This is a genomic window from Rhodococcus sp. 05-340-2 (assembly GCF_002258915.1).
Taxonomy (GTDB): Bacteria; Actinomycetota; Actinomycetes; order Mycobacteriales; family Mycobacteriaceae; genus Rhodococcoides.
The window spans coordinates 250,162-275,161 of the sequence record NZ_NOYU01000027.1 but is presented as its reverse complement, the minus strand read 5'-3'; the positions used below and the strand labels follow the sequence as shown (position 1 = coordinate 275,161).

The window sequence follows — 25,000 nt, the reverse complement described above, 5'->3', positions numbered from 1 at the left end:
GTCAGGAGGAGGGCGGGTGTACGGCGCGCCAGTGCTCGGCGATGTCGATTCGCTTCGCCACCCACACCTTCTCGTGAGACTGAACGTGATCGAGAAAACGTTCGAGGGCGGCGATGCGAGCCGGCCTGCCGACCAGCCTGCAGTGCAGTCCGACCGAGAGCATCTTGGGGCTGCCGTTCTCCCCCTCGGCGTACAGCACGTCGAACGCGTCCCGCAGATGCGCATAGAACTCGTCCCCGGTCGAGAAGCCGCCCGGCGAGGCGAATCTCATGTCGTTCGTGTCGAGGGTGTACGGCACCACCAGATGATCGACCACCTCGGAGCCGCGAGAGACCTTCTCCCAGTAGGGAAGATCGTCGGCGTAGGAATCCGAGTCGTACACGAATCCGCCGTGCTCGACGACGAGCGACCGGGTGTTCGGAGAGTCACGTCCGGTGTACCACCCGAGCGGGGCCGAGCCGGTGAGGCCCTGAAGGATGGCCACGGCCTCGGCCATGTGCTCGCGCTCGACGTTCTCGTCGATCTGCTGGTAGGACAGCCACCGCAGACCGTGGCATGCGATCTCGTGGCCCAATTCCGCCAGTGCGGCAACCACTTCCGGGTTTCGTTCCATGGCCTTCGCGACAGCGAACACCGTCAGGGGTAGGTCGCGTTTCTCGAACGCCCGCAGCACCCGCCACACGCCGGCCCTCGAGCCGTACTCGTACAGCGACTCCATGCTCATGTGGCGGTTCGGAAAGGCTTGTGCCCCGATCATTTCCGAGAGGAACGTCTCGGATTTGGTGTCACCGTCGAGGACGTTGTTCTCCGCACCCTCCTCGTAGTTGAGGACGAACTGAACAGCGATGTTGGCCTCACCCGGCCACTGGGCATGCGGCGGCGTGCGGCCGTACCCCACCATGTCTCGGGGGTAGCTCAACGGAAACTGGGTCAGCGGATGCGGAAGGCGCTCGGACGTCACCGCCGCAGTCTCTCATCGAAGTCGGCTGTCGCGCCGGATGAGCACACAACCCTGATGGCTACGACGGGCGGTCGTATGCCAATATTGTCCGAACGCGGCAGGCTCGACGCCCCGTGAAGGACGACTTCGAGAATTCATCACCCGAGAGGACCGACCGGTGGCCAATACCGAACTGGAATCCGCTTCGTACGACCAGGTCGTCGATACCCGCCACGAGGTGCCGGACGTGCCGTCCGCCGAGTGGGGGTGGAGTGGTGAGTCGAATCGCGCGATGCGGGTGGCCGCCATCGTCGTCGCCGTGTTCCTGCTGTTCATGATGATCGGCAACCACACCGGCAAGGTCGAGGATCTGTGGTTGATCGGATTCGCGGCGACGCTGGTCGGGCTCGTCGTGCGAGACGTGATCGTCCGCCGCAAGCCCCGCTAGCAACCGATTCAGTTCTCGGCTGCCAGCTGACCGCACGCCGCGGCGATCTCCTGACCGCGGGTGTCACGGACGGTGCACGAGACACCCTGCGCGATCACCCGACGAACGAATTCTCTCTCCACCGGCTTCGGGCTGGCGTCCCATTCGCTACCCGGAGTCGGATTGAGTGGGATCAGGTTCACGTGGACCCGCGAGCCGAGCGCCTTGTGCAGCTTCTTGCCCAACATGTCCGCTCGCCACGGCTGATCGTTCACGTCCCGGATCATCGCGTACTCGATCGACACACGCCGACCGGTCTGATCGGCGTAGTACCTGGCCGCCGACAGTACTTCGGCCACCGACCAGCGATTGTTGACCGGAACCAGCGTGTCGCGGAGCTCGTCGTCGGGCGTGTGCAACGACACCGCCAGCGTCACCGACAGTCCCTCGTCGGCCAGCTTCCGAATGGCCGGTGCCAGTCCGACCGTCGACACCGTCACCGATCGCTGTGAGAGGCCGAGTCCGTCGGGTGCGGGCGAGACGATCTTGCGCACCGCGGAGACGACCCTCTTGTAGTTCGCCAGGGGCTCGCCCATCCCCATGAAGACCACGTTCGACAGTCGTCCTTCGCCCCCGTGAACCACGCCGTCACGCAGATCGGCTGCAGCCGAACGGACCTGGTCGACGATCTCGGCCGTCGACAGGTTCCTCGTCAGACCGGCCTGGCCGGTCGCACAGAAGGGACAGGCCATTCCGCAGCCGGCCTGACTCGAGATGCACAGAGTCGCCCGATCCGGGTACCGCATCAGGACACTTTCGAGAAGTGTTCCGTCGTTGGCCTTCCACAGGGTCTTTCGAGTGTCACCGTCGTCACATGCCAGGTGCTTGATCGGCGTCAGCAATGTGGGAAAGAGATCGGCACCGACCTTCTCGCGGGCCTCGGCCGGAAGGTCGGTCATCTTGGTGGTGTCGGCCTCCAGACGCCCGTAGTAGTGCCGGGCCAGCTGATCGGCGCGAAACGCAGGCAGACCGAGCGCCTTGACCGCATCCCGCAGACCCTCTTTGTCCAGGTCGGCGAGGTGACGCGACGGCATGCCGCGACGCGGCGCAGTGAAGACCAAGGGGAGATTGGGCCTCTTCTGCTCGGTCGACGTGTTCGTTGCCTCGGCGGAGTCACTCATGCTCCACCCCCCATCTTTCGCTGACGCTGCATGTTTCCATTGTCCACCTCATTGCCTCGCAGTCCTATTCGCGCCGGTTTCCGTCCGTTACCCGATGGGTATCGAGGTCGTGGCCGGATGCGCGTGCATTCGGCCTTCACGTGCGGAAGGATCATCGACATGGCCACCAGAGCTGACGACAGTCACGAGACATCGCTGGACACATCAGGTGCGGTTCACCCCGGCGACCACAGCGCCTCGGGTGACCTCGCTCCCATCACGACTCCGGATTCGGACGGTCATTCCGCGCCGGATCCCGAGTTCGTCCCGGAGCCCCAGGCAGGCAGCTCGACCGACATCGCCCACACCCGCACCGCTGCGCTGTGGACCGGCCTCGTGGTCGGGGCCGTGGTCCTGGTCGTTCTGCTCGTGTTCATCGTGCAGAATCTCGACTCCGTCACCGTACAGATCTTCGCCTGGCAGCTCGATCTGCCATTGGGCATCAGCATGCTGCTGGCCGCGATCGCAGGTGCACTGGTCATGGCGATGGTCGGCGGAGCTCGAATCCTTCAGGTCCGGCGCGCAGCGAAGAAGAAGTAGCAGCACAGATCGTGAACACTATGTACAGAAGGTGGCGCGCATCGACTGAATCGATCAGGCTTGGGGTGCCCCACTTCACTCGAGGAGCATGACGTGACAACTTTCATGGAGACACCCGTGGCATCCGGCGTAGCCCCCGACCGAGCACGGTCCTGGCTGCTGGTACCGGCCACCAAGCCCGAAACCTTCGGCGACGCCGTCGCGTCGGGAGTCGATGCCGTCATCCTCGACATCGAAGACGCAGTCGCGCCCGCCAAGAAGCCGGCCGCGCGCGAGGCCGTTGTGCGGTGGCTCGGCGAAGGAAACTCTGCGTGGGTCCGCATCAACGACGCAACGACCCCGTACTGGGCCGATGACCTCGCCGCTCTGTCCGGCCTACCCGGTCTGGTCGGTGTCATGCTCGCGAAAACCGAGAGCGGCGGCCAGGTCGAGGCAACAGCTGCTCGCCTGGCACCCGGCACCCCGATCCTGGCACTGGTGGAGTCGGCGATGGGCCTCGAAGCCGCAACGGAGATCGCCCGCGCGGATTCGACGTTCCGTCTCGCCTTCGGCAGTGGCGACTTCCGCCGCGACACGGGCATGAGCGACGACCCGCTGGCGATGGCATACCCCCGCTCGCGCCTCGTCGTGTCCTCACGCGCAGCGCGCATCCCGGGGCCGATCGACGGACCGACACTGACGGCCAACGACAGCATCCTCGGACGCGATGCAGCTCTGACCCTGTCGATGGGCATGACGGGCAAGCTGTGCATGCATTCGGAGCAGGCTGCCATCGTCAACCGCGAGCTCGCCCCGTCACCCACGGATGTGTCGTGGGCCCGTGACGTCATCGATGCCCTCGGTGCCGACGGAGCACACGTCAAGGACGGAAGCGACCTACCTCGTCTGGCGAAAGCACTCAAGATCAACGAACTGGCGGAGATCTTCGGAATCTCTGCCGCCTCCTGATACAGCCCCGCAGTCGAGGTGCGTCGGCCGTTGCCCACCGGCTCGCTAGCGCAACTCGATTCCGGTCGGCTTGTATCGGACGTGGACTCGATACCGGACATCGAACGACACCCCGTCCACCGACTTCATGGCATCACGCGCAACGCGTGGGCCGAACTCGATTCCCAGCACATCGCGCATCACGCGTCGATTCGGGAACGACCACCTCGTGTCGACGCGGGTCAGTGCAAAACCCTGTGCCTCGAAGAACGCCTCGACCGTGAACGGGTCGTAATGCGGTAGATCGGCCCGCATCCAATCCCCGTACGGCGACGCGGTGGCGTCCAGATCCACGACGACCAACGCTCCGCCCGGCCCGAGCACGCGCATGGCGTCGACGATTCCCGGCCCGCAGCCCGGTCCGAAGAAGTACGCGGTGCGCGCATGGACGACGTCCATTGTGCCGTCGCCGATCGGCAGGGAATCCGCCTGCGCCGTCCTCACCTCGACGTTCGGCAGGTTCGCGACTCGTGCTCTCGCCGAGGCAGCGAGTGGTTCGTGCGGCTCGATTCCCAGTACTCGTTGGGCGTCGGCCGCGAAGATCGGAAGATGGAAGCCGCTTCCGCAGCCGACGTCGACGACAGTCTTCGCCGACCAGTCCGCAACCGACCGGATCGCATCGAACAGTGCACCGTCGACGTCCTGAGCGCGGTTCTCCGCCTCGTACAGGTGTGGCCAGTTCCAGATGTTGGGGCTGGGAATCACCCCGGTGACATCACTGCGCACGCCCGAGAGCAGTCTGCTCAGAGGAGAACGGTGAAGACGAGCCATGCCACGAAAGCCGAGGGCAGCAGCGAGTCGAGCCTGTCCATGATGCCGCCGTGGCCGGGCAGCAGGGTGCCCATGTCCTTGATGCGGAGATCACGCTTGACCTGCGACTCGATCAGATCGCCCAACGTGCCGGTCACCACCAGCACCACGCCGAGAAGGATGCCGATCATCGAGTTGGCCTCGAGGATGAGCGTGACCGTCAGCAGACATCCGATGATGCAGAAGATGAGTGACCCGGCGAGCCCCTCCCAGGACTTCTTCGGGCTGATGGCAGGTGCCATCGGGTGCTTTCCGAACAACACACCCGCGATGTAACCGCCGATGTCCGAGCACACGACGCCGATGACGAACACCAGGATGCGGCCTGCGCCGTTGTCCTGCAGCACCATCAGGACGGTGAACGAGGCCAGCAGCGGCAACCAACATGCCACGAGGACGGTGACGGAAAGTTCTTCGAGGTAGTTCTTCGGAGCGGTGCCGAATCCCTGCCGCAGCAGCAGCCACACCATGCACACCAGGACAGTGCCCACCGCAGCGCTGAGCACACCGACCGCCCCGAACGGCCAGCCGAGCCAGATCATCGCCTGACCGCCGAGGATCAGGGGAATGCGGGGCACCAGTACCCCACCCTCGCGCAGGCGCTTCGACACCTCGTAGGTGGCAACGGCCAGCGCGACGGCCACCACCCCGATCCACACCAGCGGCACGAAGACGAGGACGAGAATCAGACCGATGCCCAACGACCCGCCGACTCCGATCGCGGCGGGCAGATTACGGCCTGCCTTGCCCGTCGACTTCGCTGCGGCGACCCCGGACGAGGCAGCGGGCGTACCGCTGCCCTCCTGCCGATCCGGTCCCACCACTGTCGTCATCTCCTCGAATTTCATCGTCGTCCGTCGTGAAAAGCAGCTGTCGAGGTCGGGTCAGACCTCCATCAGCTCGCCCTCTTTGCGCTTGACGAGTTCGTCGACGGAGGCGGTGTACTTCGCAGTGGTCTTGTCGAGATCGTTCTCGGCGCGGACGACCTCGTCCTCGCCTGCTTCGCCGTCCTTCTGGATTCGCTTGAGCTCTTCCATCGTCTTCCGGCGGACGTTGCGAATCGACACCTTCGCGTCCTCGCCCTTGCCCTTGGCCTGCTTGACGAATTCGCGGCGCCGTTCCTCGGTGAGCTGCGGAACTCCGATTCGAATGAGGTTGCCGTCGTTGGTGGGATTGACACCGAGGTCGGAGTTGCGAATGGCGGTTTCGATGGGCCCGAGCTGATTGGACTCGTACGGCTTGATGACCACGAGGCGCGCTTCGGGGACGCTGATACTGGCGAGCTGGGTGATCGGCGTCAGGGCACCGTAGTACTCGATGACGATGCGGGAGAACATTCCGGGGTTGGCACGTCCGGTGCGAATCGAGGACAGATCGTCACGTGCAACCGATACGGCCTTTTCCATCTTCTCTTCGGCATCGAAGAGAGCTTCGTCAATCACGATCTGTCCTCCATCGTCTTCGTCTTCGATTCGCTCACGTCACTGTCGGCGACGATCACGACGTGACCAGCGTGCCGATCTTCTCACCGGACACAGCGCGAGCGATATTTCCCTGAATCAGCAAATTGAACACCAGCATCGGCATCTGATTGTCCATGCACAGGCTGAAGGCCGTCGCGTCGGCAACCTTGAGTCCCTGTTCGATGGCTTCGCGGTGCGTGATGGTGTCGAACATCGTGGCATCGGGGTCGAGGCGCGGATCGGCCGAGTACACGCCGTCGACCGCCTTGGCCATCAACAACACCTCGGCACCGATTTCCAGCGCGCGCTGGGCAGCCGTGGTGTCGGTGGAGAAATACGGCATGCCCATGCCGGCTCCGAAGATCACGACGCGCCCCTTCTCCAGGTGCCGTCGCGCACGCAGCGGGAGGTACGGCTCTGCGACCTGACCCATCGTGATCGCGGTCTGCACCCTGGTGGCAACGCCTTGCTTCTCCAGAAAGTCTTGCAGCGCAAGACAGTTCATCACGGTACCCAGCATGCCCATGTAGTCCGAGCGAGACCTGTCCATGCCGCGCTGCTGCAGTTCGGCACCACGGAAGAAATTGCCACCGCCGATCACCACCGCGACCTGAACCCCGGTGGCCACCACCTCGGCGATCTGTTCGGCAACGTTGTTCACGACATCCGGATCGAGACCGACCTGGCCGCCTCCGAACATCTCCCCACCCAGTTTGAGCATCACGCGTCGGAACCCGGGACGGTCAGGGGCCGGATCGGTCATAGCTCTCCTCGGTACTCGTCGAACACTACGGTTTCTTCTTGGATCATCCTGCCCTATCGATGCCCGGGTGGTGGACAGGGCTCCGTCCTGCACACCCACCTGCCCCGCGCACGAGCGATGCCGCCCACTCGATGGAATCGAATGAACGGCATCGCCTCGACCGAACCGGTGCGCAGACTAGCTGGCGCCGACCTCGAACCGAGAGAAGCGGGTGATGGTGACGCCGGCCTCGTCGAGAATGGCCTTGACGGTCTTGTTGCCGTCCTGCACCGACTTCTGTTCGGTGAGAACGACGTCCTTGAAGAATCCGTTCACGCGACCTTCGACGATCTTCGGCAGTGCCTGCTCCGGCTTGCCTTCTTCGCGAGCGGTCTCCTCGGCGATGCGACGCTCGGCGGCCACGAGGTCCTCGGGGACCTCGTCGCGCGTGACGTACTTGGCCTTGAGGGCTGCGATCTGCATCGCAGCTGCGCGTGCGGCATCTCCTGCGGCATCGCCGTCACCGGTGTACTCGACCAGCACGCCGACGGCAGGCGGCAGGTCCGCGCTGCGCTTGTGCAGGTACGTGGCGGTGTTGCCGTCGTAGGACACGACGCGACGCAGTTCGAGCTTCTCGCCGATCTTCGCCGACAGCTCGTTCAGAGCCGTTTCGACCGTCTTGCCGTTCAGGTCGAGCGCCTTGAGGGCATCGACGTCGGCCGGCTTGCCTGCTGCAGCCGTCGCCGCGACGGACGCGGCGAACGTCTGGAACTCGTCGTTCTTGGCCACGAAGTCGGTTTCGGAGTTGATCTCCACGAGCACTCCACCCTCGGCGACGACGAGGCCTTCGGCGGTGTTGCGCTCGGCGCGCTTGCCGACGTCCTTGGCACCCTTGATACGCAGGTACTCGACGGCCTTGTCGTAGTCTCCGTCGTTCTCGGCGAGCGCGTTCTTGCAGTCCATCATTCCGGAGCCGGTGAGCTCACGGAGCCGCTTGACGTCGGCGGCAGTGTAGTTCGCCATCGTGGGCGAGCCTCCTCAAAAGTCTGGGTACGGGCGTTGACGAAAAATGCTGTTCACAGGGCGGGATCGACGGGCTCACTGCGGAGCCGTAACGACCACAACCCTGACATACCGAAGCGGCCCCGGCCCACCCCTGAGGGTGAACCGGGACCGAATTCGATCAAGCCTGAGCGGCCGGTGCTTCTTCTGCTGCCGGAGCGTCCGCTGCGGGAGCCTCTGCTGCCGGAGCGTCCGCCGCGGGGGCCTCTGCTGCGGGAGCCTCTGCTGCCGGTGAAGCCTGAGCGAGCTGCTCGAGCTCCCACTCGGCGAGGGGCTCGCCTGCGCCGACCTCGGGCTTGGCGTCGGATGCAGTGTTCTGACCCGCTCGCGCCTGCACGCCCTCGGCGACTGCGGATGCGACGACTTTGGTCAGCAGCGCAGCGGAACGGATCGCGTCGTCGTTACCCGGGATCGGGTAGTCGACCACGTCGGGATCGCAGTTGGTGTCGAGGATCGCGATGACCGGGATGTTCAGCTTGCGAGCCTCGGCAACCGCGAGGTGCTCCTTGTTGGTGTCGACGATCCAGATGGCCGACGGAACCTTGGACATGTCCCGGATGCCACCGAGGGTGCGGTCGAGCTTGGTCATCTCACGCGTGAGCATGAGGATTTCCTTCTTGGTGCGTCCCTCGAAGCCACCGGTCTGCTCCATGGCCTCGAGCTCCTTGAGGCGGAGCAGACGCTTGTGCACCGTCTGGAAGTTGGTGAGCATGCCACCGAGCCAGCGCTGGTTCACGTAGGGCATGCCCACGCGGGTTGCCTCAGCGGCGATGGACTCCTGCGCCTGCTTCTTGGTGCCGACGAACAGAACCGTGCCATTGTGGGCAACGGTCTCCTTGACGAACTCGTAGGCCCTGTCGATGAAGGTCAGAGTCTGCTGCAAGTCGATGATGTAGATGCCGTTGCGGTCGGTGAAGATGAATCGCTTCATCTTCGGGTTCCAGCGACGGGTCTGGTGTCCGAAGTGTGTGCCGCTGTCGAGCAGCTGCTTCATTGTTACTACAGCCATGGCTGAAGAACTCTCTTTCGATGGTGCGGTTGACGCAGAGTGTCGGTGACCTCTGCCCTGGCGCCCGCTGAAGTTGCCGGACCTGACATCACGAAGATCTCAGGACCGCCGACAACCGGTTCTCGTATCGGTGATTCTGATCGAAGCAGACGATGCGATGACGCGGACGCGCGAAGTCGACCCGTGCACGCACAGGCCGCAAGTGACGAGTGTAGACCTGCCACCGCCCCCGTCATAACCAGGCCCGACTGTCAAGAGATTCCGGGGCCTGTGGACAAAGAAATCACTTGTCCACAAATCACCCTCGGGTCCGTTCGATCGCTCCGATCCAGGAGATGGTCGACGGGTGAACACCTCTCCCATGCGCCGCACACTCGCCGTGTGCCTCGCGACGGCGGTAGCTCTCTCGACGCCGGTCGCATCGGCGCAGCCAGGCACGTTCGCCTGGCCGCTGCAGCCGCGGCCGCAGGTCGTCACCCCGTTCGACCGTCCCGAGCAGAACTGGCTGCCCGGCCACCGTGGTGTGGACCTGGCCGCACAGGAGGGCCAGTCGGTTCTGGCCGTCGCCGACGGCACCGTGGTGTTCTCTGGGTCGGTCGCGGGAAAGCCCGTCGTATCGGTGGATCATCCGGGCGGACTGAGATCGACGTACGAACCTGTGCTGGCCTCGGTTGCCGCCGGCGCGCGAGTTCGTCGAGGGACCGTGCTGGGTTCGTTGACCTCGGGGCACGAGAGCTGCACGTCAACGTGCCTGCACTGGGGCATCAGACGTGGCCGCGACTATCTCGATCCCACGGCGTCGGTGCGCGCGACTCCGATCAGGTTGAAACCCCTCGACGAAGACGGCAGATGATCGTCAGCGCTGTGGGCCGGAGTGTCTGCCGGACGCCGCGGGAAAATCGTCGGCGACCATCGCCGCGAGTTCGACGAACGCACTTCGAGTCTGGGGACGCAACAGGTCGAGATCGACCACGGCACCCTCGGCGAGGTGCTCGTCGAACGGAACCACCAGCACGGCGCGACAGCGCTCGAGGAAGTGCTGTTGCAGCAAGTTCATGTCCACCGCCGACGAACCCGGGCGGACAGAGCTGATCACCACCACGGTCCGTTCGACCAGATGGCCGTAGCCGTGCAGCTCCAGCCAGTCCAGCGTCGCCGCAGCACTGCGCGCACCGTCGACTGCCGGCGAGCTGACCAGAACCAGCGCGTTCGCCAGTTGCAGCACCCCGTTCATCGCCGAGTGCATGATCCCGGTGCCGCAGTCGGTCAGGATCAGGTTGTAGTACACCTGCAGCATGTCGATGACGGCGCGGTAGTCCTCTTCGCCGAACATCTCCGACGCGGCGGGGTCGCGCTCGCCTGCCAACACTTCGAGTCGACTCGGCGCCTGCGAGGTGTGCTCGCGGATGTCGGAGTAGCGACGAATGTTGGGTGCGGCGGCCAGCAGATCGCGCACGGTCGACGCCGTCTGACGCGGAACTCGCTCCCCCAGGGTGCCGAAGTCGGGATTTGCGTCCACCGCGATGACGCAATCTCCGCGCAGCGATGCGAAAGTCGAACCGAGGCCCAGCGTGGTCGTCGTCTTACCGACGCCACCCTTGAGCGACAGGAAGGCGATCCGGTAGTCGCCGAGCACCGGCTGCCGAATGCGTTCGACCTGGTTTCGGTACCGCTCTTCGGCCGTCGATTCGCCTGGGTTGATGACGCCGCCGGTGAGCCGGTGCACGCCTCGCCGCCAGCCCGAGTTCGACGCTCGCTTGGGACGCTTGAGCAGCGAGTCCGCGCCCAGATCCTGACTGTTGGGTCGATAGGCGTTGGGTGCCCCCGACCAGGGTTGTGGCGACCATCGATCGGGGTGCGTCCGAGAATCCTCGGTGTGCGGCGGCACCGGCAGGTATCGGTCCGGCTGGTATCGGTCCGGCTGGTATCGGTCCGGCTGCACGGCCGGAGGCCCGGGCTCGACCGGCACCGGCGGGTTGTACCGCGGCGGCATCGGCTGTCGGTCGCCCGAGTCGGGTGTCTGCCAGGGTGGCGGCTGCCGAGGCGTCGAGCGGGGAGTGGACATCGAATTCGACGATACGGGCCCGCCGGCAGTGTCGCGTGCGCTGTCCGACCGACCAGAGGAGCTCTGATGATCGGCGGCGGAGCCGTTCCGGACATGCATGGACCACGTCTCCGAAGTACCTTGCGGTCGGTCGCGGTCCACGGTCCCCCGTATTCGGTGTTGTCAGTCGGTACACGACGCTACCAAACGTTGTGCTGCCGACGCTCGGCTCACGCTCGGGGATGAGCCTGATCGTGCACGGCACGCAGCCGCTCCACCGACACGTGTGTGTAGATCTGGGTGGTCGCCAGAGAGGCGTGGCCGAGCAACTCCTGCACCACCCTCAGATCGGCTCCACCTTCGAGCAAGTGAGTTGCCGCTGTATGACGCAGGCCGTGTGGGCCGAGGCTGGGACCACCGGGGACGGTGTCGAGTACGGCGTGTACCGCCGTTCTCGCCTGCCGTTGGTCGAGCCGTCCACCTCGACGTCCCAGCAGCAATGCCGCACCGGATCGATCCGAGACCAGTTCGGGTCTGCCGCTGACCAGCCAGTTCTCGACCGCGTGGGCTGCCGGTCCACCGTACGGAGCCGAGCGTTCCTTGTTTCCCTTGCCGATGACGCGGACCAGGCGGCGCTCGGTGTCCACGTCGTCGATGTCGAGTCCACACAACTCCCCCACGCGCACCCCGGTCGCGTACAGCAACTCGACGATGAGCCTGTCCCGCAGCGCGATGGGGTCGAGCTCGGCGGCACCCGATTCGGCAGCGGCCAACGCCTGTGCCGCCTGGCTGTGGCGAAGAACACCGGGCAGCGTGCGGTGGCCGGCCGGACCGGCCAGGCGTTCTGCCGGTGCCGCCGTCACTGCTCCCACCCGCTCGAGCCACTTCCCGAACGTCCTCGCCGACGAGGTTCGCCTCGCCATCGACGTTCTGGCCGATCCGGCCGCCGAGTGCGTGGCCAACCACGAACGCACTGCCCGGAGGTCGAGGTCGGCGATCGTGGCATCCGGCGAGGACTCGGCGAAGTGCGCGAGCAGTGAACGAGCATCGGAGACGTAGGCCCGGATGGTGTGCTCGGATCGCTCTCGACCGAGTCGAAGATGCTCGGCGAACTCCTCGACGTGAACGCCGAGGTGAGGCGGCAGCGAATCGGTCATCGGCTCAGCTTGAGCGCTGGCCGGCCGCGCGACAACCGGACACGCCGTCCGAGCTGGGTTGTCGCCGGATCAGGCATCGACTCCGGATTCGGCCTGTGCGAGTTCGCGCTTCCACACGCGGAACGTCTCCTCGGTTCGGCCGCGACGCCAGTACCCCGAAATCGAGGCCCACTCGGCACCGACCCCGCGCTCCTTGCGGATGTAGGGCCGGATGTTGTGCATGACCGCCTGCGCTTCCCCGTGTACGAAGACCTGCGCTTGCCCCGGCAGCCATTCGGTTCCCTTCACCGCTGCGATCAACGGCGCGTTGTCTCCCGCCCGGTCGTCCCCGACCTCGTTCGAGGAGGCACCCCGGTGGACCCAGGTCACATCGACGACGGCGAGCGTCTCCATGTAGATCTCGTCGTGCCGGTCGGCGACTTCGATGAAGACCTTGGCGATGGCGTCTTCCGGGAGCGCCTCGACGGCAGCCGAGATCGCCGGAATCGCCGATTCGTCGCCGGCGAACAGGTGCCAGTCGGCGTCGGGGCGCGGGGCGTACCCACCGGAGGGGCCGAAGAACGACATCTCGTCTCCCGGCTTCGCGCGGGTGGCCCACGGCCCGGCTACTCCCTCGTCTCCGTGCACCACGAAGTCGATGGCTATCTCCCGCGCGCCGGTGTCGACCGAGCGAACGGTGTACGTGCGCATGATCGGTTCGTCCTCGGTACCGAGGAACAACTTGACGTAGGCGTCGGTCTCGTCGATCGCATCGAAGTCGTCGAAGTTGGCCCCACCCAGGTAGACCCGGTGCATGTGCGGGGTGAGCGCTTCGGTGCGCTGGACGGACAAGGTGGTTTTCTTGCGTGGCACTTCGGACCCCTCTTCGAGCGAACGACGCCGATACCCGATGCATCGACTAAGCATTACCTAACACCCTACCGTCCGAGCTCGTGAACGATAGTGCGCTCACCCACGCACCACGCGGAACCATCCGGTCTCGTCGCTGGCCACGAATCCGTCCATCTCCATTACCGGCAGGGATGCGCGCACCTTGCTCAACGGCACACCGGAGTGCTCGGACAATTCTCGACTCGACAGTGATCCGGATGCCGGCAACGCGTCGTAGATCAACAGGGCCGTGTCCGAGAGCGCATCGGTTTCACGAAAGAGGTCGGGCCGAGACTCCTCCGGGGACCCGAGAGCGCCCGCCTCGGCGACCACGTCGTGAGAGTTCGACACCAGCACGGCCTCGCCGTCCCGGATCATGCGGTGACAGCCGGTGGACGAGGGCGACGTGACCGGCCCAGGGACCGCCAGCACCGGCCGACCCAGTTTCGCTGCCCATGCCGCCGTGTTGCGAGCACCGCTCCGCCACCCGGCCTCGACGACCACCACAGCCGATCCGAGTGCCGCGACGAGCCTGTTGCGAGCGAGGAAACGATGCTTCGCCGGCGTCGTGCCCGGCGCGTACTCACTGAGAACCAGCCCGTGAGCAGCGATCTGCCGCAGTAGCCGCGAATGGCCCGCTGGATACGCACGATCGACGCCACAGGCGAGCACCGCCATCGTCGTACCCTCGACTCCGAGGGCCGCCCGATGTGCCGCGGCGTCGATGCCGAAAGCCGCTCCCGAGATGATGGTCCAGCCGTCGAGCGCCAGATCGGCGGATATCTCCGCCGTCACATGATCGCCGTAAGGACTCGATGCACGAGTCCCGACGATCGACACCGATCGCTCGGTGATCGTTGCCACCTGTCGAGTTCCCAGCGTCCACAACGCAATCGGCGGACAGGTGTCCACCCCTGCGGTCATTCCCGGTCCGTCGAATCCGAGAAAGCGCCACGCCGGCCATTCGTCGTCGTCCGGCGTGATCAACCGGCCACCGAGCGCAGCGATGTGGTCGAGATCTGCTGCTGCGGTGTCGATGTGGGCGCGAACCGCTAGCCGCTCCCCCAATCTGCCCGCCCGCACGGCTTCTGCCGTCGCTTCGGGACCGTGAGCTGCAGCATGCTCGACCACCGGCCGATGCGGGCCCTGCGCCACGCGAGAGAGATACGCCCAGGCGAGTCGCCGTGCGTCGTGCGTCATGCCACGCCCCTGTCACGGAAGTCCAACGCGGCTCCGACCTCGTCGGCGCCGGGGACCGAACCACCGGCCAGATCGTTCAGCGTCCACGCCACCCGAATGGCGCGGTCCGCGCCGCGCGCGGTCAGCGATCCGTTGCGCAACGCGCGCTCGACCGGAGCGAGCGTCGAGCGCGCCAATCGAAATCGTTGGCGCAGAGCGGGTCCTGGAACCTCCGCGTTGGTTCTCCAGCCGAACTCCCGCCACCGCTGCGCAGCGGCGTCCCTGGCCCCGGTCACGCGTGCGCGGATCTCGCTCGTACCCTCCCCCACCTCGTCGACCAGTGCACCTGTCGCGACACCCATCATCTGAATGCGCAGATCGACGCGATCCAGCAACGGCCCGGACAGCTTGCCGAGATATTTGCGTCGCGCTGTGGGCGGGCAGACGCAGTCCACCTGCCGCGCGGGTGCACACGGGCACGGATTGGCTGCGAGAACCAACTGAAATCTGGCCGGATACCTGGCCACACCGTCGCGACGGGCAATGCGAATCTCGCCGTCCTCCAACGGAGTACGCAACGCCTCGAGTACCCGAACGCTCATCTCGGCGCACTCGTCCAGAAACAGGACTCCTCGATGTGCGCGACTGACCGCTCCCGGTTTGGCCATTCCGGTTCCGCCCCCTACCAAGGCGCTCACCGAGGTCGAATGGTGTGGAGCGATGAACGGCGGCGACGTGATGAGCGGCCGCGCCGTGGTCAACAGGCCCGCCACCGAGTGGATCGCTGTCACTTCGAGCGCTTCCGATTCGGTCAGCGGGGGCAGAATCCCCGGAAGACGTTGCGCGAGCATCGTTTTTCCGATGCCCGGTGGCCCGGTCAGCATGATGTGATGTGCGCCTGCGGCGGCGACCTCCAGAGCCCATCGCGCATCCGCCTGTCCCGCAACGTCACTGAGGTCCGGGTAGATCTCCTCGTGCCATTCGGTCGGGATGGGTGATTCGAGGGCCTCCTCACCACGTAGCCAGGCCACCACGTCCCCGAGCGAACCCGCACCCAGCACCTCGATCCCGTCCACCAGCCCCGCTTCGGGCAGACACTGCAGCGGAACGACCACCCGCTGCCAGCCAGCACTCTTGACCGCGAGCACCCCGGGCAGGACCCCACGAACTGCGCGCAGCCTGCCATCGAGTGCCAACTCACCCAGAAACACGGTGTCGGACAGGCATCCACGCGGAATCGCTTTGGCAGCGTCGAGAACCGACAGCGCCAATGCCAAGTCGTACACCGATCCGCCCTTCGGCAGGGTCGCGGGCGACAGAGCGAGAATCACCCGGCTGTCCGGCCACGTTCCGCCCGAGTTCTTCACCGCAGCCTTGACTCGATCACGCGATTCGTTCAGAGCAGTATCGGGCAACCCAACCAGATGCGTACCGGGCAAGCCCTGCCCGATGTCCGCTTCGATCTCCACCAACACACCGTCGACCCCGTTGACCGCAACCGAATGCGCTCTTCCGAGTGGCATCAGAACGCGGACCGAACGTGCGTGATGACCGGTTCTTCGTGACGACCGACCACTATTGCGATCACATCGAACCTGATCTGTACCCACGGTCCCTGCTGCAGCGAAAGCCACCGCAGCGCGAGACCTCTGATTCGCGTCTGCTTCGCGTACGTCACCGCTTCGGCCGGTGTTCCGTAACCGATTCCCGAGCGAGTCTTCACTTCGACGAAAACCATGGTGTCGCCGTCGCGCGCGATGATGTCGAGTTCTCCGGACCGATGCCGCCAATTCCGCTCGATCACATCCAGGCCGATGTCCTCGAGATGGCGCACCGCGAGTTCCTCACCGCGCGCACCGAGCTCCTGGTTGGTTGCCATGTCCGCCATTCCTCCACTCTCCGACCGTGTATTGCGGCCGATTCGGTCGTCTCGACGGTGGCACGACCCGAAAGAGGAGAAACGAAGAAAGTGCAGGTGGGAAATTGCCCTGTGGACAACTACTCGACTGTGGACCGACGGTCCGATTGTCGGCGGCGATCGGTCCGCTGTGTCGGACCGCCGTGCTACGGCCCGAGCGTGTTCGAGCGGCCGGGTGAGAGCAGACCCGATACGCAAAAAGCTCCGTCCGGATTCATGAAATCGGACGGAGCTGATGCGGTGTATCGGTACCGAAACCCGAAAGTACCGATACGTAGAACGTCTGCCGAGACTTCATGCCTCGGTTTTGAAGGACTGTCAGTGAGCAGCCTCGTAGGCCGCCTGCACATCCTGACTGATGCGGCCGCGGGCACTGACCTCGTGGCCGTTCTCGCGTGCCCATGCTCGAATGTCCTGCAGATCGACCTTGCCGCGAACCGGTGCTGCTGCAGCACCGCCCTTACGGGTACGGCGTCCGGAAATCTTCTCGGCATGCTCGATCCAGAATGCCAACTGTTCGTGCAATTCGTTGGCATGCTTGAGATTCAAATCGATGCGGTACTGGTTTCCACCGATGCCGAATTCGATGGATTCACCTTGGCCGTCTTTGATGACCGATCCGTCCACATCGTCGATCATCTGCACAAGTGTCTTGCGTGCCATCTCGTACCTCTTACACGTCTGGGGGATGTGATATTCAAGTTCTACCACCCATTCTCGTATCCACGCAAAGAACTGCAGGCGTTTCGCATCGTGTCGAATCGACGAATATCGGTGCAGAAATTGATCAGCTTTTCGGGTGACTAATCTCTGAATTCGAATATCGCTGTTGCGCAGTCGGTTTCACGCGCGTAGCCCACGTGCATCATTCGACCGAGCACAGCTTTTCCGTGACACCGGACACGAAAACAGGACATGCGGACCGATTTGGCCGGGTGTCCAGTTTTTCGTGCGGCATTACGCTCGGAACAACAGCGATCGCATCGAATCAGGCGGTTCACAGCTCGCTGCTCCGACGTCCGACGCTCGGGCGACTCCGTCACGCCGGACCGTCGGACGAGGAGAGCTATTCCGGCAGACGAAGATCTGGTTTGTCCAACTCTTCGATGTTGACGTCCTTGAAGGTGATCACCCGGACATGCTTGACGAAACGGGCGGGGCGATACATGTCCCACACCCACGAGTCGGACATTCGCAATTCGAAGTAGATTTCACCGTCGGCGTTGTGCGGAATGAGTTCGACGGAGTTCGCCAGATAGAACCGACGCTCGGTTTCGACGACGTAGTTGAACTGACCCACGATGTCCCGGTACTCGCGATACAGCGAGAGCTCCATCTCGGTTTCGTACTTTTCGAGATCTTCGGCACTCATCGGTCTCTTTCATCCTCCAGTCGGGCGTGAGAGGCAATCATCGCGCACGTGCGTCCGGGCAGTCCATTCGCCCCAGGGCGTCGACTCTCTCGCGTGACATGCCTGCCGCCGCTGCCGCGACGTTGGCGTACGACATGCGATGTTCCCTACTCGGGCCGAGTGCCGTCATCGCGGCGGAATGCGCGCGCGTGCTGTACCCCTTGTGCACGGCGAACCCGTAGCCGGGAATCGTCTCGTCCAGCTGCACCATCCATCGGTCCCGGGAGACCTTCGCCAGCACGCTCGCCGCGGCGATGCACGCCGCGGTGGCGTCGCCGCCGATCACCGGCAACGACGGAACCGGAAGACCGGGTACTCGGAAACCGTCGGTGAGTACGTAACCCGGGGTCATGCCGAGCCCGGCAACCGCGCGTCGCATTCCTTCGATGTTCGCCACGTGGACTCCGATGCGGTCGACCTCGGCCGCATCGATGGACACCACGCTCCATGCCAGTGCCAGCCTCTGAATCTTGGGGAAGAGCTCCTCGCGTCGTCGCTCGGTCAGCTTCTTCGAGTCGTCCAGGTCCGCGAGAGCCGCATGAGCCCGCGCACCGAGCACACACGCCGCGACCGTCAACGGACCGGCGCATGCTCCTCGTCCCGCTTCGTCGACTCCCGCGACCGGTCCCAGACCACCCCGCTCCAGCGCCGATTCCATCGTTCGCAAGCCGGCCGCTCGTCGGATGATCGGACGCGGCGGCCACGACGACCGCGTCAGAGAGGCGCGTGCGCGCGGCGCGCGGCGACCGGATACCGTCATCGACCCTGGATGTCGGGAGAATCCAGGAGGCCGGTTCGTGACGGTGGAAGCGCGATGAACACGGCCTTGCCGATCACGTTGTCGAGCGGGACGGTGCCCTTGAACTCGTCCTCGATGTGGTACCGGGAATCCCGTGAATTACTTCGGTTGTCGCCCATCACCCAGATGTTGCCCTCCGGCACCGTGATGGGATCGAAGCATCGTCCGGACTTCAATTCGGTGTCGCACGTCATGGTGCCGGGAGTGAAGGGGAAGTCCATCTGTATGTACGGCTCGTCCAACGGCTGCCCGTCGACGAGAACTCGACCCTGGTCGTCGCAGCATTCGACCGTCTGACCGCCGGTGGCGATGACGCGCTTGACCAGATCGTTCTCGTCGGGAGCGACAACTCCGATCAACGAACCGACTTCCTGTGCCCCACGAATCACCGAATTGTCGGACCGCTGTGACACGAACTCGTCGTTCCACGAATCCGGGCCGCGGAAGACGACGATGTCACCGGGCTTCGGGTCGCCGAATCTGTATCCGATCTTCTCCACCACGATGCGGTCACCGGTGCAGCCGGTGCAGCCGTGCAAGGTCGGCTCCATCGATTCGGACGGGATCAGATACACCCGAGCGACGAATGTCTGGAGCAGAAAACTCAGCACCAGCGCTACCAGAATCAGAATGGGAAGCTCGCGCCAGAACGATCGGGGCTTGCGTTCCCGACGCTTCTTCCGTGAAGACTCGTCGTCGGGCTCGTCGGTTGGATCCTGTGGGGACTGCGTCACGTGATCAGGTTAGCCGGAACCGTCGACCACACGGCCGGACGGTCTGCGCATCGGCGGTTCACGGCTCTCGATCCGCCCGTCGGCAGGGTGGAACGCGGGACGATCGCGGGCAAAACGAACCATGCCGCGTCGCCCTGACGGGCGACGCGGCATGGTGTGAACTGATGTGTCCGGGCGGAACCGGTCAGCGCTTTTCCTTGATCTTGGCGGCCTTGCCACGCAGATCGCGGAGGTAGTAGAGCTTGGCGCGACGGACGTCACCGCGGGTGAGGACCTCGAACTGCGCAATGTTGGGGCTGTGCACCGGGAAGGTGCGCTCGACGCCGACGCCGAACGAGACCTTGCGGACCGTGAACGTTTCGCGAACGCCTCCGCCCTGACGTCGGATGACGACGCCCTTGAAGATCTGAATGCGCTCCTTCGAGCCTTCGATGACCTTGACGTGCACGTTCAGTGTGTCGCCGGGGCGGAAATCGGGGATGTCGCCACGCAGCGACTGATTGTCGAGAAAGTCCAGTGTGTTCATCGGTTGTGCCATCCTTGCGTTCTGCGCATGAGTAGAGGAACCGAGCGGCTCGCTGATGCAACGGCTCGACTGGTTCGTACTCCGAGTGAGGTCCGTGCCTGCTAGAGGCAACCCGACCATTGTGCCAGACCATCAGGCGTTCGAAGAAATCGGCGCTTCCCGGCTTGTAGCCGTCCCACTCGCCATCGGCGCAGGTAGTACCGTCCGCGCCAGTTCCTGCTCGGTGGCCTCACGTGCGTGCACGATGCTCGGCTTGCCTGCGATCGCGTCCTGGAGATAGATCTTGGCCCGGATGATCGGCCGTCGCCACCGCTTCTCCCGGCGCAGAGCGCGTTCCATCTTCTTCGGCCTGGTGGTGTAACGCCACCTCGCCCATGGGGCGCTCGGCCTGCTCAACCGCACTGCGGCCAGGACGAGGATCGGCAGGACGAACAGCCCGAGCAGTCCAGTCCAGATCTTTCCCTTGAGCAGGACGACGACACCGAGCGCGAGATTGGCAAGGGCCAACACAGCCAGGGTGCCGCGCACCCACGGGTCGGGATCGGCGCGGAAGCCGGCCGGGCTCAGCAACTCGAGAGGGTGGAAGCCGAGCAGCAGCAGGCCGGTGAAGCCCACTGCCGCGAACACGGCGTCCACCGACGTTCGCCCCTGTTCGGACCAGTAGACATCGCGGAGATAGAAGATCAACGCGAACTCGTCGAGGACGAGAGCGGCGCCGATACCGAAGATCGCCGCCAGCACCGCGCCGACCGACTCGGAACCGTCGACGTACACCGCGATCAAGCCGATACCCGCCAGCAGCATCAGCACGATTCCGAACACGACATGGTGGATGTGCTGACCGCCCGGCGTGATGTTTCCCGGCCACCACTTCACATCTGCGCGAATCATCCTGACGCTGAGTCGGATCAGCAGGAAGCCCACCAACAGTCCCAGTAGGAAACACAGCAGCGGCAGGCGGCCGTGATCGATGACCCCGTGTTGCAACCACCTCACGTGTGCCTCACGTCCTTCCTGCCGAACGGCCGAACGACCGGTGAACGCGTTTCACACTATTCGCGTCCGGGACCGCCCACGGCAGCATCGACCGAGGAACCGCTCGCTATTTTCCGAATCCTGCCTTCCGTAGCGCGTCGGCCATCGAACCGGCAGCCGGTGTCGCCGCGCCAGCACCCCCGGCCGTTCGGCGATCCCGTTGCGGGCGTGCGTCTCGACCGCGGCCACCCTGGTTCGCGCCCGGGGCCCGTCCCTGACCCCGAGGCCGATCCTGCTGTCCGCGGGCGGAGTCCTTGCCACCACCGGCACCGGGCTCGTCGTCCAGCCGCAGACTCAGACCGATGCGCTGACGGGGGATGTCGACCTCCATCACTTTGACGCGCACGACGTCCCCGGACTTGACGACCTCGCGGGGGTCCTTGACGAAGTTGTGCGACATCGCCGAGACGTGCACGAGCCCGTCCTGGTGCACACCGACGTCGACGAATGCCCCGAACGCCGCCACGTTGGTCACGACTCCCTCGAGCATCATGCCCGGCTTCAGGTCGGCGACCTTCTCGATTCCGGCGGCGAAGGTCGCGGTCTTGAACTCCGGACGAGGGTCGCGTCCCGGCTTCTCGAGTTCGGAGATGATGTCCGTGACGGTGGGCAGACCGAATCGCTCGTCGGCGAATTCGGCGGGGTCGAGTCCGCGCAACAGCGCCGTGTTGCCGATGACCTCCCGCACTCCGACGCCGGCCTTGCCGACGATGCGCCGCACGACGGGATATGCCTCCGGGTGAACACTCGACCGGTCCAGTGGATCCTCGCCCCCGGAGATGCGGAGGAATCCGGCGCACTGCTCGAAAGCCTTGGGGCCCAGACGCGGTACGTCCTTGAGTGTGCTGCGGCTGGAGAACGGACCGTTCTGATCGCGGTGCGCAACGATGCTCTCGGCAAGAGAGCCGGCGATACCGGAGACCCGTGAGAGCAACGGTACCGACGCGGTGTTGACGTCGACGCCGACGGCGTTCACCGCGTCCTCCACGACGGCCCCGAGGGAACGGGCCAGCAGGGTTTCGGAGATGTCGTGCTGGTACTGACCGACGCCGATCGACTTGGGATCGATCTTGACCAGTTCGGCCAGCGGATCCTGCAACCTGCGGGCGATCGAGACGGCACCGCGGATCGAGACGTCGAGTTCGGGTAGCTCGCTCGAGGCGTACGCGGACGCGGAGTACACCGACGCTCCGGCCTCGGACACCACGACCTTCGTCAGGTTGGCGGCAGGGAACTTGGCGATCAATTCTGCTGCCAACGAGTCGGTTTCACGCGATGCGGTGCCGTTGCCGATGGCGATCAGTTCGACGTTGTGCTTGGCGGCCAGGCCTGCCAGGGTGGCCACCGCCTGGTCCCACTTGCCCTGCGGTTTGTGCGGGTAGATGGTGTCGTGGGCGACGACCTTGCCGGTGGCGTCGACGATGGCGACCTTGGTGCCGGTACGGAAACCCGGGTCCAGGCCCATCGTGGTGCGGTTGCCCGCCGGAGCGGCGAGCAGCAGGTCCTTGAGGTTGCTGGCGAAGACGTCGACGGCGTCCTTCTCGGCCGACTGACGCAGGCGCATCCGGGTATCGAGGGAGACGGTCACCAGCATCTTGGTGCGCCACGCCCATCGGACGGTGTCGAGCAGCCATTTGTCGGCCGGCCGTCCCCGATTCGCGATTCCGAACTTGGTGGCGATCCGACCCTCGTAGACGCTCGGCACCCCGGGGGTCGGTTCGTCGCGCTCGGGTTCGAAGCCGAGCGAGAGCACCTCTTCCTTCTCGCCTCTGAGCGCGGCGAGGATGCGGTGCGAGGGCAGGCTCGTGAACGGTTCCGAGAACTCGAAGTAGTCGGAGAACTTGGCACCTTCCTCCTCCTTGCCCTTGCGGACCGACGCGACGAGCTTGCCGGATGTCCACATCAGTTCGCGCAGCTCGCCCACCAGGTCCGCGTCCTCGGCGAAGCGCTCGACGAGAATCGCCCGTGCGCCGTCGAGTTGCTCCTGATCGAACTGGGCCGGGTCGGTGGAGGGGTCGGAGAACAGGGCGTCGGCGACGGGCTCGTGCCCGGCCTCACGCGCGATCTGAGCCTTGGTGCGACGCTTGGGCTTGAACGGCAGATAGATGTCCTCGACGCGCGCCTTGGTGTCGGCCAGCATCAGCGACTGCTCGAGCGCGTCGTCGAGCTTGCCCTGCGAGCGGATGGACTCGATGACGGCGTCTCTGCGCTCGTCGAGCTCGCGCAGGTACCGCAGCCGCTCGTCGAGCTGACGCAGTTGTGCGTCGTCGAGGGTGCCGGTGACTTCCTTGCGGTAGCGCGCGATGAACGGGACCGTCGACCCGCCGTCGAGTAGTTCCACGGCGGCACGAACCTGTTCTTCACGAACGTCGAGTTCTTCGGCTATGCGCTTGTTCACAGATTTCAGAGCAGTGGTCACGGCGATGGACCCTACCGCTACTGTGGGACAAGTCGGTCAGCGGTTCAACGTGTGGGAGAGATACGCGGATGGTCAGGGGGTCTCGGTTCCTGGCTGCAGCCTGCGCCTCACTGATTCTGGCCGGGTGCTCGGTTCCTCCCGACGATCAGATCGGTGACTCCGCCTCGAAGGAAACCGCAGAGACGTCGGCATCGCCCTTTCCCGATATGGAGAAGGTCGACGGTGTAGCTCTCGAAGCTCGTATCCCGATGGCGATCGCGTCGGCCGAGTCCCGTGGTGCCGATGTCGATTTCGCGCTGTTGGATCGTCAGACGGGCTCCTACTACAGCAGCAATGCCGATGTTCAGGTCGAAACCGCGTCGGTGTCCAAACTCTTCATCGCCGACGAGGTGTTGTTCCGCGCGCAGTCGGAGAACCGTCCGGTCTCCGCCGATGACCTGGACACCATGACCAGCATGCTCGAGTTGTCCGACGACAACGCCGCATACACGCTCTGGTACCGCTACGGCTCGTCCGAGATCGTGCGGACGGTCGCGGCTCGCTACGGCTTGACGAACACCACGGCTCCCGGTGACGACCAGTGGTACAACACCGAGACCACGCCCAGCGACCTGGTCGGTTACTACGCGGGGTTGCTCAACGGTAGCGGCGGTCTGACGACTGCCTCGACGGACGTCGTGATCGAAATGCTGCGGCGTTCGGCACCGATTGCCGCGGACGGCTACAAACAGCATTTCGGGATCGTCGACGGTCTGCCAGGCGAGAGCGTGCACGCTGTGAAACAGGGCTGGATGTGCTGTGTGTCCGATCGGTGGGTACACCTGTCGACAGGCACGATCGGCGTCGACAACCGCTACGTTCTGGCTCTGTCGTCACGCGAGGACATCTTCTACGCAGACGACATGGAACGCTATCCGGACACCGCCGTCGTCGACGTCAGCGACGACGCCAGCGCCCTGCATGCGCGGGAAACTCTCACCGGCTTCGTCTCGATGCTCTTCCCCGCCGGCACCGTCAGCTGAATTCGTCAGTCCTGCAACAGGTCCGGACGACGCTCGGCGGTCCTGTCCAGTGATTGCTGTCGACGCCACGCAGCGATCTTGGCGTGATCACCCGAGAGAAGTACCTGCGGAACGTCGAGATCACGCCACTGTGCGGGGCGCGTGTAACTCGGTCCTTCGAGCAGACCGTCGGAGAACGAGTCCTCCTGATGCGACTGCTGATTGCCCAGGACACCCGGCATCAATCGCACCACGGCCTCGGCCATGACGAGGACGGCCGCCTCGCCGCCGATGAGCACGTAGTCGCCGATGCTGACTTCCTCGACCCGGACGCGACGTGCGGCGTCGTCGAACACGCGTTGGTCGATGCCTTCGTATCGGCCGCAGGCGAAGACGAGATGCTGCTCGGAGGACCATCGCTCGGCCGTCCGCTGGGTGAACGGCACTCCGGCCGGCGTCGGCACGACGAGGAGAGAATCGTCTGTCAGCACGTCGTCGAGTGCGTCTCCCCAGACAGTCGGTTTCATGACCATTCCCGGTCCGCCGCCGTAGGGCGAATCGTCGACGGCCTTGTGCACGTCGTGCGTCCACGACCGCAGATCGTGGACCTCGACCGAGACGAGGCCGCGGTCGATTGCTTTGCCCAGCAACGCAGTTCGGAGCGGCGTGAGGTATTCGGGGAAGATGGTGACGACGTCGAGGCGCAC

At 64.8% G+C, this 25,000-nt stretch carries 27 protein-coding genes; 5 read left to right on the top strand and 22 right to left on the bottom strand.

Annotated features, from left to right (window positions below; translation table 11 throughout):
* Position 1 precedes the first annotated feature (1 nt).
* Positions 2-901, bottom strand: coding sequence for an allantoinase PuuE (gene puuE, locus CH271_RS16300; RefSeq protein WP_037190161.1), 900 nt, complete (start codon positions 899-901; stop codon positions 2-4).
* Positions 902-1,118: 217 nt separating this feature from the next.
* Between puuE and CH271_RS16295 the strand changes: the two genes are divergently transcribed.
* On the top strand, positions 1,119-1,388 hold the full coding sequence (locus CH271_RS16295; RefSeq protein ID WP_037189628.1) for a DUF2631 domain-containing protein: 270 nt from the start codon (positions 1,119-1,121) through the stop codon (positions 1,386-1,388).
* 8 nt (positions 1,389-1,396) lie between these two features.
* Here CH271_RS16295 and rlmN read toward each other — a convergent pair whose 3' ends face one another.
* Positions 1,397-2,548, bottom strand: coding sequence for a 23S rRNA (adenine(2503)-C(2))-methyltransferase RlmN (gene rlmN, locus CH271_RS16290; RefSeq protein ID WP_052047521.1), 1,152 nt, complete (start codon positions 2,546-2,548; stop codon positions 1,397-1,399).
* A gap of 159 nt (positions 2,549-2,707) precedes the next feature.
* On the opposite strand from rlmN, the gene CH271_RS16285 reads away from it, so the two are divergent.
* Together CH271_RS16285 and CH271_RS16280 are read left to right on the top strand one after the other, a co-directional pair.
* Positions 2,708-3,127, top strand: a complete 420-nt coding sequence (locus CH271_RS16285; RefSeq protein WP_037190165.1) for a LapA family protein — start codon at positions 2,708-2,710, stop codon at positions 3,125-3,127.
* A gap of 105 nt (positions 3,128-3,232) precedes the next feature.
* On the top strand, positions 3,233-4,075 hold the full coding sequence (locus CH271_RS16280) for an HpcH/HpaI aldolase/citrate lyase family protein (protein WP_037189633.1): 843 nt from the start codon (positions 3,233-3,235) through the stop codon (positions 4,073-4,075).
* Positions 4,076-4,120: 45 nt separating this feature from the next.
* Here CH271_RS16280 and CH271_RS16275 read toward each other — a convergent pair whose 3' ends face one another.
* The 6 genes from CH271_RS16275 to rpsB all read right to left on the bottom strand — a co-directional run bounded on the left by CH271_RS16275 (position 4,121) and on the right by rpsB (position 9,200).
* Positions 4,121-4,819, bottom strand: coding sequence for a class I SAM-dependent methyltransferase (locus tag CH271_RS16275; protein ID WP_256986462.1), 699 nt, complete (start codon positions 4,817-4,819; stop codon positions 4,121-4,123).
* Between the two features lie 38 nt (positions 4,820-4,857).
* Positions 4,858-5,757, bottom strand: a complete 900-nt coding sequence (locus CH271_RS16270; RefSeq protein ID WP_231893823.1) for a phosphatidate cytidylyltransferase — start codon at positions 5,755-5,757, stop codon at positions 4,858-4,860.
* Positions 5,758-5,808: 51 nt separating this feature from the next.
* The gene (frr, locus tag CH271_RS16265) at positions 5,809-6,366 is read right to left on the bottom strand and encodes a ribosome recycling factor (protein ID WP_037189636.1); all 558 of its coding nucleotides are present in this window, start codon (positions 6,364-6,366) and stop codon (positions 5,809-5,811) included.
* Positions 6,367-6,421: 55 nt separating this feature from the next.
* A complete protein-coding gene (gene pyrH, locus CH271_RS16260) occupies positions 6,422-7,150 on the bottom strand; it encodes a UMP kinase (RefSeq protein ID WP_032397808.1) in 729 nt (242 codons plus the stop codon).
* 177 nt (positions 7,151-7,327) lie between these two features.
* On the bottom strand, positions 7,328-8,152 hold the full coding sequence (gene tsf / locus CH271_RS16255; RefSeq protein WP_037189637.1) for a translation elongation factor Ts: 825 nt from the start codon (positions 8,150-8,152) through the stop codon (positions 7,328-7,330).
* Between the two features lie 160 nt (positions 8,153-8,312).
* The gene (gene rpsB, locus CH271_RS16250; protein ID WP_037189638.1) at positions 8,313-9,200 is read right to left on the bottom strand and encodes a 30S ribosomal protein S2; all 888 of its coding nucleotides are present in this window, start codon (positions 9,198-9,200) and stop codon (positions 8,313-8,315) included.
* Positions 9,201-9,561: 361 nt separating this feature from the next.
* On the opposite strand from rpsB, the gene CH271_RS16245 reads away from it, so the two are divergent.
* Positions 9,562-10,053: a M23 family metallopeptidase gene (locus CH271_RS16245; RefSeq protein WP_094634546.1), complete on the top strand. Its 492-nt coding sequence runs from the start codon at positions 9,562-9,564 to the stop codon at positions 10,051-10,053.
* A gap of 3 nt (positions 10,054-10,056) precedes the next feature.
* On the opposite strand, the gene CH271_RS16240 is transcribed toward CH271_RS16245, so the two are convergent.
* From CH271_RS16240 to CH271_RS16180, 13 genes are all read right to left on the bottom strand, one after another.
* Positions 10,057-11,265, bottom strand: a complete 1,209-nt coding sequence (locus CH271_RS16240) for a MinD/ParA family ATP-binding protein (protein ID WP_306437408.1) — start codon at positions 11,263-11,265, stop codon at positions 10,057-10,059.
* A 209-nt stretch (positions 11,266-11,474) separates the two neighbouring features.
* The gene (locus CH271_RS16235; RefSeq protein ID WP_037189641.1) at positions 11,475-12,401 is read right to left on the bottom strand and encodes a tyrosine recombinase XerC; all 927 of its coding nucleotides are present in this window, start codon (positions 12,399-12,401) and stop codon (positions 11,475-11,477) included.
* A gap of 69 nt (positions 12,402-12,470) precedes the next feature.
* Positions 12,471-13,253, bottom strand: a complete 783-nt coding sequence (locus CH271_RS16230; protein ID WP_094634220.1) for a siderophore-interacting protein — start codon at positions 13,251-13,253, stop codon at positions 12,471-12,473.
* Positions 13,254-13,349: 96 nt separating this feature from the next.
* Positions 13,350-14,471: a DNA-processing protein DprA gene (gene dprA, locus CH271_RS16225; protein ID WP_094634219.1), complete on the bottom strand. Its 1,122-nt coding sequence runs from the start codon at positions 14,469-14,471 to the stop codon at positions 13,350-13,352.
* Positions 14,468-15,973 (bottom strand): YifB family Mg chelatase-like AAA ATPase, encoded by a 1,506-nt coding sequence (locus tag CH271_RS16220; protein ID WP_094634218.1) that lies wholly within the window; start codon positions 15,971-15,973, stop codon positions 14,468-14,470. The genes dprA and CH271_RS16220 overlap by 4 nt, the downstream gene beginning before the upstream one ends.
* Positions 15,973-16,329, bottom strand: coding sequence for a YraN family protein (locus CH271_RS16215; RefSeq protein WP_094634544.1), 357 nt, complete (start codon positions 16,327-16,329; stop codon positions 15,973-15,975). Before CH271_RS16215 ends, CH271_RS16220 begins: the two co-directional genes overlap by 1 nt.
* 357 nt (positions 16,330-16,686) lie before the next feature.
* Entirely contained in the window at positions 16,687-17,031 is a 345-nt protein-coding gene (locus CH271_RS16210; RefSeq protein ID WP_037189646.1) for a histone-like nucleoid-structuring protein Lsr2, read from the bottom strand.
* Positions 17,032-17,434: 403 nt separating this feature from the next.
* Positions 17,435-17,740, bottom strand: a complete 306-nt coding sequence (locus tag CH271_RS16205) for a DUF2469 domain-containing protein (protein WP_008717288.1) — start codon at positions 17,738-17,740, stop codon at positions 17,435-17,437.
* 37 nt (positions 17,741-17,777) lie between these two features.
* Positions 17,778-18,539 carry a ribonuclease HII gene (locus tag CH271_RS16200; RefSeq protein ID WP_179274650.1) on the bottom strand — a complete coding sequence of 254 codons (762 nt, stop codon included), beginning with the start codon at positions 18,537-18,539 and terminating at the stop codon, positions 17,778-17,780.
* Positions 18,536-19,312 (bottom strand): signal peptidase I, encoded by a 777-nt coding sequence (lepB, locus tag CH271_RS16195; protein ID WP_037189647.1) that lies wholly within the window; start codon positions 19,310-19,312, stop codon positions 18,536-18,538. Before lepB ends, CH271_RS16200 begins: the two co-directional genes overlap by 4 nt.
* Positions 19,313-19,496: 184 nt before the next feature.
* Positions 19,497-19,838, bottom strand: a complete 342-nt coding sequence (gene rplS / locus CH271_RS16190; RefSeq protein WP_032378188.1) for a 50S ribosomal protein L19 — start codon at positions 19,836-19,838, stop codon at positions 19,497-19,499.
* Between the two features lie 132 nt (positions 19,839-19,970).
* On the bottom strand, positions 19,971-20,825 hold the full coding sequence (locus tag CH271_RS16185; RefSeq protein ID WP_094634543.1) for a hypothetical protein: 855 nt from the start codon (positions 20,823-20,825) through the stop codon (positions 19,971-19,973).
* Positions 20,826-20,940: 115 nt separating this feature from the next.
* Positions 20,941-23,292, bottom strand: coding sequence for a Tex family protein (locus tag CH271_RS16180; RefSeq protein ID WP_094634217.1), 2,352 nt, complete (start codon positions 23,290-23,292; stop codon positions 20,941-20,943).
* A gap of 68 nt (positions 23,293-23,360) precedes the next feature.
* Here CH271_RS16180 and CH271_RS16175 point away from each other — a divergent pair, with 68 nt between their 5' ends.
* Entirely contained in the window at positions 23,361-24,314 is a 954-nt protein-coding gene (locus CH271_RS16175; RefSeq protein WP_094634216.1) for a serine hydrolase, read from the top strand.
* 5 nt (positions 24,315-24,319) lie between these two features.
* Here CH271_RS16175 and trmD read toward each other — a convergent pair whose 3' ends face one another.
* Positions 24,320-25,000 (bottom strand): tRNA (guanosine(37)-N1)-methyltransferase TrmD, encoded by a 681-nt coding sequence (gene trmD / locus CH271_RS16170; protein WP_037189652.1) that lies wholly within the window; start codon positions 24,998-25,000, stop codon positions 24,320-24,322.

Coding starts and splice junctions, on each gene's coding strand:
- puuE (WP_037190161.1), bottom strand. CDS start 901: ATGGTGGGGTACGGCCGCACGCCGCCGCATGCCCAGTGGCCGGGTGAG.
- rlmN (WP_052047521.1), bottom strand. CDS start 2,548: ATGAGTGACTCCGCCGAGGCAACGAACACGTCGACCGAGCAGAAGAGG.
- CH271_RS16285 (WP_037190165.1), top strand. CDS start 2,708: ATGGCCACCAGAGCTGACGACAGTCACGAGACATCGCTGGACACATCA.
- CH271_RS16280 (WP_037189633.1), top strand. CDS start 3,233: ATGGAGACACCCGTGGCATCCGGCGTAGCCCCCGACCGAGCACGGTCC.
- CH271_RS16270 (WP_231893823.1), bottom strand. CDS start 5,757: ATGACGACAGTGGTGGGACCGGATCGGCAGGAGGGCAGCGGTACGCCC.
- pyrH (WP_032397808.1), bottom strand. CDS start 7,150: ATGACCGATCCGGCCCCTGACCGTCCCGGGTTCCGACGCGTGATGCTC.
- tsf (WP_037189637.1), bottom strand. CDS start 8,152: ATGGCGAACTACACTGCCGCCGACGTCAAGCGGCTCCGTGAGCTCACC.
- rpsB (WP_037189638.1), bottom strand. CDS start 9,200: ATGGCTGTAGTAACAATGAAGCAGCTGCTCGACAGCGGCACACACTTC.
- CH271_RS16245 (WP_094634546.1), top strand. CDS start 9,562: ATGCGCCGCACACTCGCCGTGTGCCTCGCGACGGCGGTAGCTCTCTCG.
- CH271_RS16240 (WP_306437408.1), bottom strand. CDS start 11,265: ATGTCCACTCCCCGCTCGACGCCTCGGCAGCCGCCACCCTGGCAGACA.
- CH271_RS16235 (WP_037189641.1), bottom strand. CDS start 12,401: ATGACCGATTCGCTGCCGCCTCACCTCGGCGTTCACGTCGAGGAGTTC.
- dprA (WP_094634219.1), bottom strand. CDS start 14,471: ATGACGCACGACGCACGGCGACTCGCCTGGGCGTATCTCTCTCGCGTG.
- CH271_RS16220 (WP_094634218.1), bottom strand. CDS start 15,973: ATGCCACTCGGAAGAGCGCATTCGGTTGCGGTCAACGGGGTCGACGGT.
- CH271_RS16215 (WP_094634544.1), bottom strand. CDS start 16,329: ATGGCAACCAACCAGGAGCTCGGTGCGCGCGGTGAGGAACTCGCGGTG.
- CH271_RS16210 (WP_037189646.1), bottom strand. CDS start 17,031: ATGGCACGCAAGACACTTGTGCAGATGATCGACGATGTGGACGGATCG.
- CH271_RS16205 (WP_008717288.1), bottom strand. CDS start 17,740: ATGAGTGCCGAAGATCTCGAAAAGTACGAAACCGAGATGGAGCTCTCG.
- CH271_RS16200 (WP_179274650.1), bottom strand. CDS start 18,539: ATGACGGTATCCGGTCGCCGCGCGCCGCGCGCACGCGCCTCTCTGACG.
- rplS (WP_032378188.1), bottom strand. CDS start 19,838: ATGAACACACTGGACTTTCTCGACAATCAGTCGCTGCGTGGCGACATC.
- CH271_RS16175 (WP_094634216.1), top strand. CDS start 23,361: ATGGTCAGGGGGTCTCGGTTCCTGGCTGCAGCCTGCGCCTCACTGATT.